The organism is Paenibacillus sp. FSL H7-0716 (assembly GCF_038002705.1).
In the GTDB taxonomy this organism is placed as follows: Bacteria; Bacillota; Bacilli; order Paenibacillales; family Paenibacillaceae; genus Paenibacillus_AQ; species Paenibacillus_AQ odorifer.
Map to the genome: position 1 here is coordinate 144,539 of NZ_JBBODA010000014.1, position 15,511 is coordinate 160,049.

The following is a 15,511-nucleotide window of genomic DNA, read 5'->3' on the forward strand; positions in this document are numbered from 1 at the left end:
TTCACATTAACCCAGAGGAAGGTCTCAGATGAAAAAAGTAATGATTGAATTTAAGGATTTCAGCTTTCAATATCGGGCGCAGCAGGAACCCACACTACAGGGGATTAACTTAACGATTGTTGAAGGGGAGAAGGTGCTTATCGTGGGACCCTCAGGTTCTGGGAAAAGTACACTGGCTCATTGCATTAATGGTCTCATCCCTTTTGCTTACAGAGGGGAAATATCAGGTTCATTGCGGATTTTAGGCCAGGAGCAGAAGGATCTGAGTATCGCAGAGCTGTCCAATCAGGTAGGTACCGTATTGCAGGACCCGGATGGACAATTTGTAGGATTAACGGTTGGTGAGGATATCGCCTTCAGTCTAGAGAACCATGTGGTTCAGCAGACAGAAATGATGAGCAAAGTGGCGGTTGCCGCAAGAGCGGTGGATATCCACGAATTTCTGGCCTCTTCTCCTCAGGAGTTATCGGGTGGACAAAAGCAAAAAACGACCCTGGCAGGTGTTCTGGTAGGTGATGTGGACATCCTGCTCTTTGATGAACCACTGGCAAGCTTAGATCCTTATACCGGTACAAAAGCGATTGAGCTTATTGATCGAGTGCATAAAGAGACAGGTAAAACCGTTATTATGATCGAGCATCGTCTTGAAGAGGTGCTGCATCGGGCGGTGGATCGTATTATTGTGATCCATGAAGGACGTATTGCGGCGGATATGCCGGCTGCAGAACTGTTGAGCACAACGTTGCTTTCAGAAGTGGGCATTCGGGAACCTCTTTATTTAACGGCTTTGAAGTATGCCGGATGTTCGATTACAGCAAATATGAATCCGCAGCATGTGAACGATATAGAGTTGGAGGCGTGTTCTAATAAACTAAAGATCTGGTATGAGTGCAATCAGTCACGCCAGGATAAGCTGGAGAGCCCACCCATCCTTGAACTGCAAGATATTTCTTTTGGATACGAAAAAAATCAGCAGGTGCTGAATAAGCTCAATCTCTGTATTCATAAAGGAGAGATGGTCTGTATAGCGGGGCGAAATGGGGCTGGGAAATCCACAGTTTCCAAGCTTATTTGTGGCTTCTATAAACCTACTTCCGGATCAATACGGATGCATGGGCGTGATATTGCTCAGGACACGATTAAGGAGCGGGCTGAGCGGATTGGTTTTGTTATGCAAAATCCCAATCATATGATTTCTAAGACACTTTTATATGATGAGGTTGCCCTAGGATTAAGACTCCGAGGTTGCCCTGAGGAGCTCGTTCGTGAACGCGTCCATCAAGTCTTGAAGGTGTGCGGACTTTATGTTTTTCGCAGCTGGCCGATCTCGGCGCTCAGTTACGGCCAGAAGAAACGGGTCACGATTGCCGCCATTCTGGTACTGGAGCCGGAAGTGATCATTTTGGATGAACCGACTGCTGCTCAGGATTACAGGCATTATAACGAAATGATGGAGTTTCTCTTGACGCTACGTGGGCAGGGGATGACGGTCATTATGATTACGCATGATATGCACTTGATGCTGGAATATGCCGATAGAGCTATAGTGTTAGCTGATGGCGTGAAGCTTGCGGATGATAGCCCTGAGCGAATATTAACGAATACTGATGTGGTGAAAAAAGCAAACTTGAAGGAAACCTCGCTTTTTGCCCTAGCTATAAAAGCTGGATTGAAACAACCGCAGGCGTTCGTTAGAAGGTTCATTGCGTATGATAGGAGGAGCCGAGGCGGATGAAGGCCAAAATGTTAACTTTTACGAAGCAGGATTCACCTATTCACCGTCTTACCGGCGCTACTAAATTGATTTTATTTGTAGTGTGGTCTGTGACGGGGATGATTACATATGATACAAGATGTCTAATGGTGATGCTGTTATTTAGTTTGCTTGCCTTTAGAATTTCCAAAGTTCAATTTCAGGATTATGCTTTTGTATTATATTTTATCTTGATTTTCTTTTTGCTTAATCATATAGCTATCTTTATCTTTTCACCTTTGGAGGGCGTACGTGTTTACGGGACACGTCATGATATTATGCATATTGCAGGCCGGTATACGGTAACTTGGGAGCAGCTATTTTATCAATTCAATATTGCCCTGAAATATGCGGTGGTCATTCCTATGGCATTATTATTTCTTCTAACGACCAATCCCAGTGAATTTGCAGCATCCTTAAATAGAGTTGGAGTGAACTATAAAATTGCATATTCTGTATCGCTGGCACTGCGGTACATTCCGGATATTCAACGAGATTATGAGAATATATCGTTTTCTGCTCAAGCAAGGGGAATAGATATTTCTAGAAAAGAAAAGCTGCCTAAGCGGCTAAAAAATATCATTTCGATTCTGATGCCCCTAATTCTGACTAGTATCGAGCGAATTGAAAATATCAGTACCGCTATGGAGCTGCGCGGTTTTGGCACTGAGACCAAACGAACTTGGTATAGCAGTCGCCCGTTCACGAGAGACGATTATTTTGCATTGGCTTTGTTTGCGCTGATTGGAATTTTCTCGACGGTGATCACTTTTTACGACGGTTCGCGGTTTTATAATATTTTCGATTGAAGTATAATAATACAGTTGTGGAAAGCTGGGATTATAATAAACGGCACCTTTTTGTTAAGACTGAAGACGTTTCTCCAGTTTTGACCATATAGGCAGGTAGCATAATGGCAGTGCTAGAAGTGAGCAGACTACGTTGAAAATGGTCTGGGCGTGGGCGATTTGTGAAGCAGGGCCTCCACCAATCCATGCAGCACTTGCTTGTAGCAGCCCGATCATGGGCAAGAATAGTAGTGCACCGCCTACATTAAGCGCAACATGGGACCAAGCGACGAAGACGCCGGATGACGTGCCGCCGATGGAAGCGATGACTGCTGTAACACAGGTGCCCACGTTGGCACCTAGCACAATGGCTATACCTAGCTCAGGCGGCATGGCACCCGAGGCGGCAATGCTCATAGCCATAGCTATGACAGCAGCGCTGCTATGGAGCAGGGCTGTTAGGCACGCTCCAGCGGCGAGCCCCCATATAGCACTAGTAGCGGCGTGGTTTAGGAACCAGAGGAATAAGCCACTTTCCTGAAGTATTCCGCCGATAGACTGCATGACAGCGATGCCCCATAGGACGAGGGCGAAGCCTGATACAGCCAGACTGATAAATTGCAGCGGCGGGGATATTTTGTGGCAGAGCTCTGCCACTCGCGATGTAGGCGGCAGTTCGCCTGCAATAACTGCCGCTGCCCACAGACTGAGCGAGGCTGCCAGCAGGGGCGTGGCCATGGTATTGATCTGAAGTCCGATCAATTCTGTAGTTAATGTGGTGCCGATGTTGCTGCCCAGGATAATGCCAAGTGTGCGGGCATAAGTGAGCAGGCCGGCATTGACCATGCCGATTGTCAACACCGTTACAGCAGTACTGCTCTGGAGTAAGGCGGACAACAGGCTGCTGGCAATCATTCCTTTAATAGGTGTTGAGGTAGCTCTATTTAGGCTTGTAGTTAATAGAGGGCCCGCTAGCTTGGACAACGCCGTTTCCATCAGCTTCATGCCGGCTAGAAAGATAACAAGACCATATATGATAGGGAACAGCAAATCACTGAACATAGGGCATACTCCTTTGGACGAGGGTTGTACACCAATATATGAATGTATTGCATGGGACATGTATAAAAACATTTTTAGAAAAACAGGGAGTTGAAGTCATTGCCATCGGTTATTTTAGAACGCAATCGCAAAAAAAGACTGGAACAGGGCCATCCATGGGTCTATGCAGGTGAAGTAGCATCAGTAGAAGGGAATCCGGAAGCAGGGGGACTAGTAGATGTCCTTAATCATCAGGGCCGATTTTTGGCCGTAGGATATTACAATCCAGCGTCACAGATTCGGGTAAGAATTGTATCGCAGGGACCCCTTGCGATCATGGATACAGCTTTTTTTGCAGAACGGTTCGCGAATTGTCTGCAACACAGAAATCGGTTCCTTCCGGGTGCGGATGCTTATCGCTTGGTTTATGGTGAAGCGGACTTTTTGCCGGGGCTCATTGTAGATCGATTCGGTGATATTTTAGTTGTACAGCTGCTTACCCTCGGAATGGACAAGCGGCGTGCAGAAATCGTCGAAGCATTGGTGCAGGTTATGGCACCGCGCGGAATCTATGAGCGCAGTGATGTTAGTGTGCGCGAGCTTGAAGGTATGGAGCAGACAACGGGTGTGCTGTACGGGGAATGTCCAAGGCATGTGACCGTGAGTGAGAATGGCCTGAAGCTGGTCGTTGATATTGAAGAAGGCCAGAAGACAGGTTACTTCTTTGACCAACGTGAGAATAGAGCTTCCATTGCTCCGCTCATGAAAGGCTGGGGAGGACGAAGCGGCATTACGCTACAGGAAATTGAAACTGAGGATGGTTCACTACAGACCTTACCAGTTAATAAGAGCGGCAAACATGTAACGTTCCCTTATTGGGACGGTGCGACAGTGCTGGAATGCTTCTCGCATACGGGCAGCTTCACGCTGCATGCCTGCAAGTATGGCGCGAAAAAAGTAACCTGCCTTGACGTTTCAGCTCACGCCATTGAGAGTGCCAAAGTGAATGTGGAGCTGAACGGCTTTAGCGATCGTGTTGAATTCGTAGTGGATGATGCTTTTGCATATTTACGGAATCAGGTTAAAGGACTAGAGGAACGTTCTGAACGGGCAACAGTTGCAAGTGGAACAGAGGCAGCAGCAGCTGCTACAAATCCTAAATCCGGAGGCAAAACAGCCAAAACCGACACATCCAAGCCGATGACGGCAGGTGGAGGAAGAACTTGGGATGTAGTCATCCTGGACCCTCCGGCGTTTGCCAAAACCAAAAGTGCAGTAGCTGGCGCTTGCCGTGGTTACAAGGATATCAATCTGCACGGGATGAAGCTGGTGAACGAAGGCGGCTATTTGGTTACCGCAAGCTGTTCTTACCATATGCAGCCAGATCTGTTCCTCGAAACGATTGCCGATGCAGCTAAAGATGCTGGCAAGGTGTTGAGACTTGTGGAATGGCGGGCCGCAGGCAAAGACCACCCACAAATACTTGGCGTTAACGAAGGACACTATCTGAAGTTTGCGATTTTTGAAGTGCGGAGTAAAAAATAAGCCTGAAGGTCAAAAAGGTTTACAGTGCCAAGTAACAAGTAGGATAAAAGGGCTGGTCGTAGGGTGGCCGTGAGTCGACTGTAAGGCAAAGGAGTTGCCAACGGAATCGGATGACTCTATTTAGCGTAAACAGCCTATTATTGAATTCTTACGGACCCCAAAGGCGCTATTGCCCCAAAAACACCCGTTATGCAACACATTTTCAAAGAATAGCGTCAGTGGGGTCCGAAAAGTTTCCAAAACAGCACTGAATCCACGAATAACGGCTCCTGGGTCCGTAAGTACTTAATGAAACAAGCCTAGCCGAAAATGTGGAATTTAAACGCTGAACAGCTAACATTGACCCTATGCTCCGACATTGGCAGCTCCAATCTAACGTTGCACATCTGGCATTAACAACAAAACTAAACACCCTAAAAAGCAAGCCGCCAAAATCCGGAGGTTTGCTTTTTTATATTTGTACTCGTGGCTGTTTATCCCTTGTAAAACATTAGAAAATACTAGCAAACACATGTTCCGATTAGTGTGGTTATGATATACTGAGGGGACGAGGAATCACTGAACTTTTTTAATTGGAGTGTAATCAATGGGTGGATATTTCACCTTGTATTCTATATATTTTCTCCGCTACGGAAGGAGTCTATCATTTATGCCGGTAACCTTTTTATTAGGCCGCTCGGGCAGTGGCAAGACAACAAAAATATGGGAATCTATCTCTTCTTCCTTAGAGAAGGAACCGCTTGGTGCACCGATTATTATTCTTGTGCCAGAGCAAGGTTCTTTTGGAGCAGAACGGGGGCTTCTGACCGTAGGGAATGTGAAGGGAAGCCTTCGGGCGCAGACACTGAGTTTTTCGCGGCTGGCCTATCGTGTGAAGCAGGAAACTGGTGGCAGTGCAAACCTGCCAATCAGTGAAGAAGGTAAGAAAATGTTGATTTACAAAATCATCAGTCGTCGCAAAGAGGAACTGAAATTGTTCGGTGCCTCAGCAGACAGACCGGGTTTTGTGGAACGTCTGAACCAACTGCACACGGAGATGAAGCGTTGCTGTTTGGGTTCCACTGATTTAGAAGAGCAGTTGTCCGCTATGCGAGGAGCTATTGCAAGAAGTCCTATTCTTGAGGGGAAGCTGGATGATTTGCAGCTGGTATTTAGCGATTTAGAGAAGGAAATGTCCCGTCTCTATATCGATGAAGAAGATCGTTTAGCAGAACTGGCTGAGCATATTCCAGATTCCTCCTACATTCGCGGGTCAGAGATTTGGGTAGATGGGTTCCATGGATTTACTCCGCAGGAATTCGTAGTGCTTCGAGAATTGATGCAGCAAGCTTCGAAGCTGACGGTTTCACTTACAATTGATCGTCCTTACCCATATGGAGATGAGTTGAATGAGCTTGAATTGTTTCACCCAACTGCGGTTACTTACATTAAACTGCGTGGAATTGCTGAAGAGCTGGGCATTGATGTATGGGACGAGCTGTTGGAGCCAACGGTTCTGCCGCGTTTTGAAGAAAGTCCAGTACTTGCTCACCTTGAACGGGGATATGATCGCCGGAAGGCCTGGACAGGTGCGGATGAACTGGCAAGAGAGGCTATATCTATAGGCGCTGCAGTTTCGCACAGAGCAGAGGTTGAGGGAGCCCTGCGCGAAATGACTAGACTGGTGCGGGATGAAGGTGCAAAATATGGCGAAATGGCCGTATTGATGCGTAATATTGGCGATTACGAGCAGCTGGTTCAGCCGTTGTTCCAAGATTATGGAGTGCCATTTTTTCTGGACCAGAAGGTGAACGAGCTGCATCATCCGCTAGTGGAGTTTATACGTTCCGCGTTGGATGTAGTGCGTCGTCGCTGGCGTTACGAGGATGTATTCCGTTGTGTAAAGACGGAGCTTCTGCTTCCGCTAGACGGTAGTATTACGCGTGAGGATATGGATGCTTTAGAAAACTATGTGCTGGCTTGTGGGATTCAGGGGTACCGCTGGACAGATGGGCGCTCCTGGAAAGGTATTCCTAGCTTGTCGCTGGAAGGCGGCAGACAGATGGATGATGAACTGCTTGCTACTATGGAACGATGCCGTGCTAGTATAACAGGTCCATTATTTGCTTTTGAGAAACGAATCCAGAAAAGCCGAAGCGGCCTTGAACTATGTACGGCAATGTACAAGCTGCTTGAAGAGACGGATGTTGCACGGAAGCTGGAGAAACTCAGTGTTAAGTCTATGGAGAAGGGCCAACCCGAGAAGGCTAGGGAACATAGCCAGTTGTGGGGTGCGGTACTTGATCTGCTAGATCAGATAGTAGAAATGATGGGCAATGAAAGACTTGAGTTTGAAGTGTTCACTGGCGTTCTAGAGACAGGACTTGCTGAACTTAAAATGGGACTAGTTCCGCCCGCACTGGATCAAGTATTGGTCGGCAATATGGATCGGACTCGCCCAACGGGGGTCAAATACGCTTTTTTGCTTGGATTTAATGAAGGTGTTGTGCCTGCGCAGTTTAAGGAAGATGGAATTCTCTCGGAAGGTGAACGCTCCGTACTAGAGAATGCTGGAATGGAGCTTGCTCCCGGCGCTTCTCGTAAACTGCTGGACGAGCGGTTTCTGATCTATAATGCACTAACGACAGGAAGCCGAAAGCTCTGGATTAGCTACGCTACAGCGGATGATGAGGGCAAAGCGCTCCTTCCCTCTGAGGTTATCCGGCATTTGCATAGAATGTTCCCAAGGGTTCAAGAGCTTAGCTTGTCAGCACTTCCCCCTGCGGGACTACCGGCAGAAGTCGGAGATCCTATTCATCTCGGTTTCATTGGTCAACCAGAACAGAGTCTTCGCGCATTGATTATGCAGCTGCGGCAGTGGCGCCAGGGGACAGAAATTCCGGAGCTATGGTGGGATGTGTATAACTGGTTTACTAAGAACGAAGATCGTAAATTTCAATTGGAACGTTTGCTAAGCTCACTGTTCTATCGTAATGAGGGAACGAAGCTCAAGCGTGGCACAAGCCTCAGATTGTATGGTGGCTCAACACTGCGGGGCAGTGTATCCCGGATGGAGAAATTTGTTGCGTGCTCATTTTCCCATTTTGCGTCCTACGGACTAAGACTGAAAGAGCGCCAGTTATATAAGCTGCAAGCACCTGATATTGGACAGCTGTTCCATGCTGCGTTAAGTGATATGGCGATAAGACTGAAACAAGAGGGACGGGGTTGGGGCAGCTTGTCTCCGGATGAATGTCGGCGTGAGGCCAGTGAGACAGTAGAACGGCTATCTCCGATGTTGCAGGGTGAAATTCTAATGAGCTCCAAACGTTACGGGTACATCTCCCGTAAGCTTAAGAATATTGTTGGACGTGCTTCTGTGATTCTGGGCGAGCACGCCCGCCGGGGCAGCTTTGAGCCAGTAGGGCTGGAGCTGGATTTTGGACCGGATAAGGAGTTGCCGCCTTTAAGAATTACGCTGCCGAATGGCTGTGTGATGGAGGTCGTTGGCCGGATTGACCGTGTAGACATGGCTCGTGGAGAGAACGGCATTCTTCTGCGGGTAATTGATTATAAATCGAGTCAAAAGGATCTCAAGCTGCATGAGGTGTATTATGGATTGTCGCTGCAAATGCTGACTTATTTGGATGTGCTGCTGACATATTCGGAGCAATGGCTGGGGCAGCAGGCACTTCCAGCAGGTACACTTTATTTCCATGTGCATGATCCGTTGTTAACCTCATCCAACGGGATGAACAAGGAACAGGCTGAGCAAGAGCTGTTAAAACGCTTCAAGATGAAAGGACTGCTTACAGCAGATCGTGAGGTTGTTTCCCTGATGGATACCACTTTAGACAAAGGGTATTCTTCTATTGTGCCTGTAGCAGTAAAAGCTGACGGCAGCTTTTATAGCAGTGCTTCAGTAGCTACACCAGAGCAGTGGGGCCATTTATTATCCTCCGTTAGAGGGACGATCTCTGATATCGGGACACGGATTACAGAGGGGGATGTGGCGATTGAGCCGTACCGAATTGGGCAGGAGACCGCCTGCACGTTCTGTTCGTTTAGACCTGTCTGCCAGTTCGATGAAGCTGTGGAAGGTAACAGCTATAACAATCTGGGTAAGCCAGGGAAGGACGTTATATGGGATCTGCTGTCCCGCAAAGGAGGAACTACACCTTGAGTATGAAGGCTGAAATAGAAGCGAAACCGGAAGGAAGTATATGGAGTGATGACCAGTGGCGCGCCATTGCGGAGAGCGGTGATGACATCCTCGTTGCTGCGGCAGCAGGTTCCGGTAAGACGGCGGTGCTGGTAGAACGGATTATTCGAAAGATCAGTAAGGAAGAGAACGGCTTCAGTGTAGACAGGCTACTCGTAGCCACGTTTACCAAAGCTGCGGCTGCCGAAATGAGGCAGCGGATCAGGGAAGCCCTTGATCGGGAGCTGGAGGAGAATGGCGAGAACGACCATTTGCGCCGTCAGCTATCCCTGCTGGGCAAAGCTTCGATTACAACGTTACACTCCTTCTGTCTGGAAGTGATCCGGCGTTATTATCAAATGATTCCGATTGATCCGGGTTTCCGCATATTAAATGAGCATGAAGCGGAGATGATGCGGCAGGAGCTGCTCGAAGAGTTGCTGGAGGAAAAGTACGGTGAGGTAGGTGCGGATGGTGAGGATAGCATATTTGTGCAGCTAGCTGATTGGTTCAGTGGTGAACGCAGTGATGATGCAGTGCATGCGCTCATACAGCGATTGCATGATTACGCCCGCAGCCATCCTTGGCCCGCGCAATGGCTCCGTGATACTGCAGCTGATTTCTCATTGCCGGACACCGATAGTCTAGGTGGAACGCCATGGGTGCTGAGCATTCTTGAAGAAGCGAAGCTGACCCTTGCAGGCGCAGCCAGTCAGCTGATTCAAGGCCGGGAGATTGCACAGCAGCCGGGCGGTCCGGCACCCTATGTTGAGAATTTAACCGCAGATCTTGAGATGGTAAATGCACTGCAGGATGCCGTAAACGAACGACCTTGGGCAGAATTATATGATATTTTCATGGAAGTATATTTTGGAAAATTAAAGGCTTGTAAGAAGGATTCGACAGATCCTGGACTGCAGGAGATGGTGAAGGAACTGCGCGACAGTGTGAAGAAGAGTATTTTAGATCTTCAGAAAGCATTGTTTGGGCGTCCGCCCGAGGTTTTTTTGAAAGAGCTGAACGAAGCGGCTCCACTGATGGCAGAGCTTGCAGAGACAGTGATAGCATTCGGTGAACGTTATAGAATTGAAAAAGCAGGAAGAGGTCTAGTCGACTTCAGTGATTTGGAGCACTATTGTCTGCAAATTCTACGCCATCCGGACTCTACGCCCGGTCATTCCCTGCCTTCTGATGCAGCTATGGAATACCGTGCTCAATTCGATGAGGTTCTGCTGGACGAATATCAGGATACGAATAGTGTGCAAGAGGAGATTGTGCGGCTAATATCCCGTGAAACACCCGGTAACCGGTTTATGGTCGGAGATATGAAGCAAAGTATCTATCGATTCCGTCTGGCGGAGCCGGGGCTATTCCTGGATAAATACCGCAGCTTTGGCTCACACCCAATCGATCCATCTGAAATTACTAATGAATCGTCTAGCGGTTCGGTCATCGATCTGGCCCGTAATTTTCGCAGTCGCATGGAGGTTGTGAATGCCGTTAATATGATCTTCCGGCAGATTATGAATGAGACGGTAGCGGAGATTAATTATGACGAACGCGCTGAGCTTGTTTACGGAGCGAATTTCCCAGGTGCAGCAGAGAAGGGTCCCGACACCTTTTTTGCACCGGAGTTATTATTGATAGATCGTGGTTCAACAGCAGGGAAGTCAGAAGAGACTTCTGAAGACGGTGAGGCGCCACTTCAGGAGAGTGAAGCCATTGAGAGCGAGGCGGCGCAGCTGGAAGCACGGGCAATTGCCCGGCGTATTTCACAAATGACGGGGATGACCGGTGGATCGCCGCTGCTTATCTACGATAAAGGACTCAAGATTATGCGCCCGGTTATTTACGGTGATATCGTGATCCTGCTTCGCTCGGCAAGAATCTGGACCCCTTTAATCATCGAAGAGCTTCGGATGGAAGGTATCCCTGCTTATGGTGATCTGAATAAAGGTTATTTTGAAGCTACAGAAGTGGAAATTGCACTTTCCCTCTTAAAAATAGTTGATAATCCTCTGCAGGACATTCCGCTGGCTGGCGTACTTCGTTCACCTGTGGTCGGATTAACGGAAGAAGAATTGGCTACGGTGCGTATGTGTAGTCAGGGTCCTTTTTTTCAAGCAGTACAGATGGCCGTGGATATGCATGATGCAAAAGAGGCTGAAGAAGAGTATGACCTCTTCTCGGCTCATGTGATTGAATCCGCAAGCACCGTCGAAAATAATGTCTTACCTGATAAAGATCTGCCGCAGATCAGTCCAGAACTGAAGCGCAAGCTTAAACATTTCCTGGAACAGCTGGAAAGCTGGAGAAATGCGGCTAGACAAGGTAGTCTCAGTGAGCTGATCTGGCGTATCTATGGGGAGAGCGGCTATCTGGAATGGGTTGGAGGACTGCCTGGAGGCTCGCAGCGCCAGAACAATCTTAAAGCTTTGTATGACCGGGCTGTGCAATTTGAGAATGACACCGCAGCGCGTGGATTGTTCCGTTTTCTGGTGTTTATTTCACGGCTTCGTGAGAATGGCGGAGATCTGGGTGTAGCTGGCGGTGGCGGTGAAGAAGGCAATGGCGTCAGAATCATGACCATTCATAAATCCAAAGGTCTGGAGTTCCCTGTTGTTTTTGTAGCCGGGATGGCAAAACAGTTCAATCGACAAGATTTGCATTCGCCATTTCTTATGCACAAAGAGCTTGGCTTTGGGCCGCGTTTTGTGGAACGGGAAACGCGAGTTAGCTACCCAACACTTCCTTATCTGGCTATTAACCGGCGTACACGGCTTGAGTTATTAGCTGAGGAAATGCGTGTATTATATGTAGCGTTAACTCGTCCGAGAGATAAAATGATTCTAGTAGGCACTGTAAGAGATTTGCCGCGTAAAATCGCTAGCTGGAGCAGCGTGCAGAACCGGGATGAGCTGCTGCTTGCAGATCATCTGCTGGCCCGAGGGCGCAGCTATTTGGACTGGGTTGGACCGGCATTGATCCGGCACCCTGCGGCGGCGATTCTTCGTAAGCTGGGCGGTTCAGAAGGTAGCGTCTCCACGGTGCTGCACAACGATGTCTCCAATTGGAGCATCAGTGTGCAAAATGCTTCCGAACTTAATTCTGGGGCGTTCCTGCCAACGGATCAGACTGAGGATAAGGTAGAGGAACGGCAAGCCGTACTCGAAGCACTGCATAAGGGTGAAGCTGTAAATATATATGGAACAGAGACTAGCGATGAAATTGCTAGAAGACTGGAATGGAATTACCCGTATGCGGCAGCCTCAGGTATTCCGGCTAAAACTTCTGTTACGGAGTTAAAAACGTTGTTGTCGTTGCAGGAGCAGCCCTCTTTTGATCTGCTGGAAGAAGGCAATTCTCCAACCTCAATAGAAACCGATAAACGTCCAAGTGTTGCAGGTGCGGACAGTCTTCATTTGCGGCGCCCGAAATTTATGGAAAAACGCAGTCTAACCCCAGCGGAACGCGGGACAGCATACCATACAGTCATGCAGCATATTCCGCTGGAGGGTTCAGTTGATCCTATGGTTGTGGAAGAAACCTTAGCCCGACTCCAGAGAGTGGCTATTCTAACTGCTGAGCAGGTGGAGGCTGTAGCTCCCGATCAGATAGAAGCTTTTTATACTAATGAACTTGGACGTAGATTAATAGCTTCTTCTTGGAAGCTTAGAGAAATGCCGTTCAGTTATATGGTTCCCGCAGGTGAGGCTTATCGAGGGCTCGATTATATGAATAAAGCCGTCTCGGAGCTTTCCCCTGAGAACAATAAGGAAGGCTTTAGTGAGGCTGTACTGATTCAAGGGGTCATTGACTGCCTGTTCCGAGAAGAGGACCGGATTATTCTGCTAGACTATAAGACGGACTCCGTGTTAGAACATCAGGGCGGCTTAGAAGCACTTAAAGAAAAATATCGTTTTCAGCTAGAGTTATACAGCAAGGCATTACATGATATTTTGGGAGAACCGATCAGCGAGATTTGGCTGTACTTTTTTGACGGCGATCATGCTGTGAAATTATAAATTATTCATTGCCGCATAGGAGCGGGGAAAGAGGACGAAGATGCGGATATTGCATACGGGGGATTGGCACTTGGGCCGTACGCTGGAGGGAAGAAGCCGCCAGAAGGAGCAAGAGCAGTTCATAGATGAATTGGTGGAGATCGCCGATTTTCATAAGGTGGATTTGATTATGATGGCGGGAGATGTGTACGATTCCGTTAATCCACCAGCGGCTTCGGAGCAATTATTCTATGAGGCTGCTGCCAGGCTGACTTCAGGGGGCAGGCCCCTTGTGGTGATTGCCGGCAATCATGACCAACCGGAGCGCGTATCTTCTGTCTCCCCGCTTGTATTAAGGCAGGGGATTACCTTGGTAGGACTTCCAACCTCAGAGCCAGTGACAGTTCATGCTGCGCGCACAGGTGAGATTGCCAAAATCGCAGCCCTTCCCTATCCCTCTGAGGCACGTCTCGGTGAGTTGCTTGCTGGGGACAGCGGGGAAGAGGAGCTTCGACTAGCTTACAGCGCACGGGTAGGCAAACTTATGCAACTGTTGGGACGGGAATTTACGCCACAAACCGTGAATTTGGCGATGAGCCATATTTATGTGCTTGGAGGTGTAGAGAGTGATTCGGAACGCCCAATTCAGGTGGGCGGGGCTTACACTGTAGATCCTTCTGCTTTATCCTGTGGAGCGCAATATACTGCACTAGGCCATCTTCATCGCGCTCAGCGTGTTAAAGGGGAAGGGATGATCCGTTATAGCGGATCTCCGCTGGCATATAGCTTTTCGGAAGCAGGACAAGCCAAGTCGGTGACGCTGATTGATGTTGCGCCGGGCGGTGAGCCGACCTTCGAAGAAATCTATCTTCGCTGTGGGCGTCCACTTGTAAGATGGAGCTCAACGGGGGGATTGCAAGAGGTATATAACTGGTTGGATGAAGGTAGAGATGCTTCCGCTTTTATAGATTTGGAGATTCGGCTCAGTGAAGCTATGTCGATGAATGATATTCAGCGCCTGCGTAAATCACGTGAGGGAATCATTCATATTCGTCCGATTTATCCGCAAATGGAGCTGGAGCTCGAACAGATTTCCCGTTCACGTATGCCTGTACAAGAATTGTTCCGTAAATTCTATCAGCGCCAGACGGGCGGGGCGGAGCCGGAGGATCGTTTGATTGAGCTGTTCTTACAGCTAACCGAAGAAGAACGGCAGCAGCCGGAGGAAGGAGAGGAGAACTAAGGTGAAGCCTATTTTATTAAAAGTTGCAGGATTGCAGAGTTATAGAGAAATGCAGGAAATAGATTTTGAAAGTCTGTGTGAGACTGGGCTGTTTGGGATTTTTGGACCTACGGGCAGCGGCAAGTCCAGTTTGCTGGATGCTATTACTTTGGCGATGTACGGCAAAGTGGAGCGCGCCGTTAATGGAACACAGGGGATTATGAATCACTCTGAGGATTCACTCAGCGTGGCGTTTACCTTTGAGCTCACTTCTTCCGCTGGGGCACATCGTTATCGTGTTGAACGTAAGTTCAAGCGGACAGGTGAGCAAACAGTCAGCAACACCATTAGCCGTTTCATTGAAGTCACACCTGACGGGGATAACGTTATGGCGGATAAACTCGCAGATGTTACACGTTGTGTGGAAGAGCATATTGGGCTCAAAATGGATGACTTCACGCGAGCAGTTGTATTGCCGCAGGGGAAATTCGCCGAATTTTTATCGCTTCGGGGCGTAGACCGCCGACAAATGCTGCAGCGCCTGTTCCATTTGGAACAGTATGGCGATCAGCTTGCGTTGAAGCTTAGCCGGCGGGTGAAGGAGAATGAGGCCGCGCTCCGCGCGCTCGAAGCGGAGCAGCAGGGGCTTGGCAGCGCAGGCAAAGAGGATGTAGAGGCAGCGGCGGAGCGCCTCGAACAAGCAGCCCAACATGCTGCGGAATGCCGCCGCAAGTTGGAGGCGGCGCTGCAGGTCGCGGAGCGTTTCACGCGCATTCGCGAGCTGCAAGAAGAACGGACCCGCCGCGAATTGCAGCGGCAGGGACTGCTCTCCAAGGAGGAGGAGATTCTCCTCCTTGAACGGAAGCTCGGCCAAGCTGACGAGGCCGAGGCTAGGCTTCCCGCGCTGAAAGCATGGCGAAGCGCGGAAGATGCCTTCAAGAGCCGATTGACCCGCGCGGAGGGTCAAGAGGTGCTGGC

At 48.9% G+C, this 15,511-nt stretch carries 8 protein-coding genes; 7 read left to right on the forward strand and 1 reads right to left on the reverse strand.

What is annotated here, in order from left to right:
• Positions 1-28 precede the first annotated feature (28 nt).
• On the forward strand, positions 29-1,735 hold the full coding sequence (locus MHH60_RS18665) for an ABC transporter ATP-binding protein (protein ID WP_076136590.1): 1,707 nt from the start codon (positions 29-31) through the stop codon (positions 1,733-1,735).
• On the forward strand, positions 1,732-2,562 hold the full coding sequence (locus MHH60_RS18670) for an energy-coupling factor transporter transmembrane component T family protein (RefSeq protein WP_076136588.1): 831 nt from the start codon (positions 1,732-1,734) through the stop codon (positions 2,560-2,562). The genes MHH60_RS18665 and MHH60_RS18670 overlap by 4 nt, the downstream gene beginning before the upstream one ends.
• A gap of 54 nt (positions 2,563-2,616) precedes the next feature.
• On the opposite strand, the gene MHH60_RS18675 is transcribed toward MHH60_RS18670, so the two are convergent.
• Positions 2,617-3,603: a Na/Pi cotransporter family protein gene (locus MHH60_RS18675; RefSeq protein WP_076136586.1), complete on the reverse strand. Its 987-nt coding sequence runs from the start codon at positions 3,601-3,603 to the stop codon at positions 2,617-2,619.
• A gap of 99 nt (positions 3,604-3,702) precedes the next feature.
• Between MHH60_RS18675 and MHH60_RS18680 the strand changes: the two genes are divergently transcribed.
• From MHH60_RS18680 to MHH60_RS18700, 5 genes are all read left to right on the forward strand, one after another.
• Positions 3,703-5,127: a class I SAM-dependent rRNA methyltransferase gene (locus tag MHH60_RS18680; RefSeq protein WP_076136584.1), complete on the forward strand. Its 1,425-nt coding sequence runs from the start codon at positions 3,703-3,705 to the stop codon at positions 5,125-5,127.
• Positions 5,128-5,776: 649 nt separating this feature from the next.
• Positions 5,777-9,289 carry a helicase-exonuclease AddAB subunit AddB gene (gene addB / locus MHH60_RS18685; protein WP_076136583.1) on the forward strand — a complete coding sequence of 1,171 codons (3,513 nt, stop codon included), beginning with the start codon at positions 5,777-5,779 and terminating at the stop codon, positions 9,287-9,289.
• 2 nt (positions 9,290-9,291) lie between these two features.
• Positions 9,292-13,332 (forward strand): helicase-exonuclease AddAB subunit AddA, encoded by a 4,041-nt coding sequence (gene addA / locus MHH60_RS18690; RefSeq protein ID WP_076136614.1) that lies wholly within the window; start codon positions 9,292-9,294, stop codon positions 13,330-13,332.
• Positions 13,333-13,372: 40 nt separating this feature from the next.
• On the forward strand, positions 13,373-14,554 hold the full coding sequence (locus MHH60_RS18695) for an exonuclease SbcCD subunit D (protein ID WP_076136581.1): 1,182 nt from the start codon (positions 13,373-13,375) through the stop codon (positions 14,552-14,554).
• Between the two features lies 1 nt (position 14,555).
• Positions 14,556-15,511, forward strand: a 956-nt coding sequence (locus MHH60_RS18700) for an AAA family ATPase (RefSeq protein WP_341161152.1), incomplete at its 3' end; no start/stop codon positions are given.

Bases quoted from the DNA above. Each gene is read 5' to 3' on its own strand.
- MHH60_RS18665 (WP_076136590.1), top strand. From the start codon at position 29: ATGAAAAAAGTAATGATTGAATTTAAGGATTTCAGCTTTCAATATCGG.
- MHH60_RS18670 (WP_076136588.1), top strand. From the start codon at position 1,732: ATGAAGGCCAAAATGTTAACTTTTACGAAGCAGGATTCACCTATTCAC.
- MHH60_RS18675 (WP_076136586.1), bottom strand. From the start codon at position 3,603: ATGTTCAGTGATTTGCTGTTCCCTATCATATATGGTCTTGTTATCTTT.
- addB (WP_076136583.1), top strand. From the start codon at position 5,777: ATGCCGGTAACCTTTTTATTAGGCCGCTCGGGCAGTGGCAAGACAACA.
- addA (WP_076136614.1), top strand. From the start codon at position 9,292: ATGAAGGCTGAAATAGAAGCGAAACCGGAAGGAAGTATATGGAGTGAT.
- MHH60_RS18695 (WP_076136581.1), top strand. From the start codon at position 13,373: ATGCGGATATTGCATACGGGGGATTGGCACTTGGGCCGTACGCTGGAG.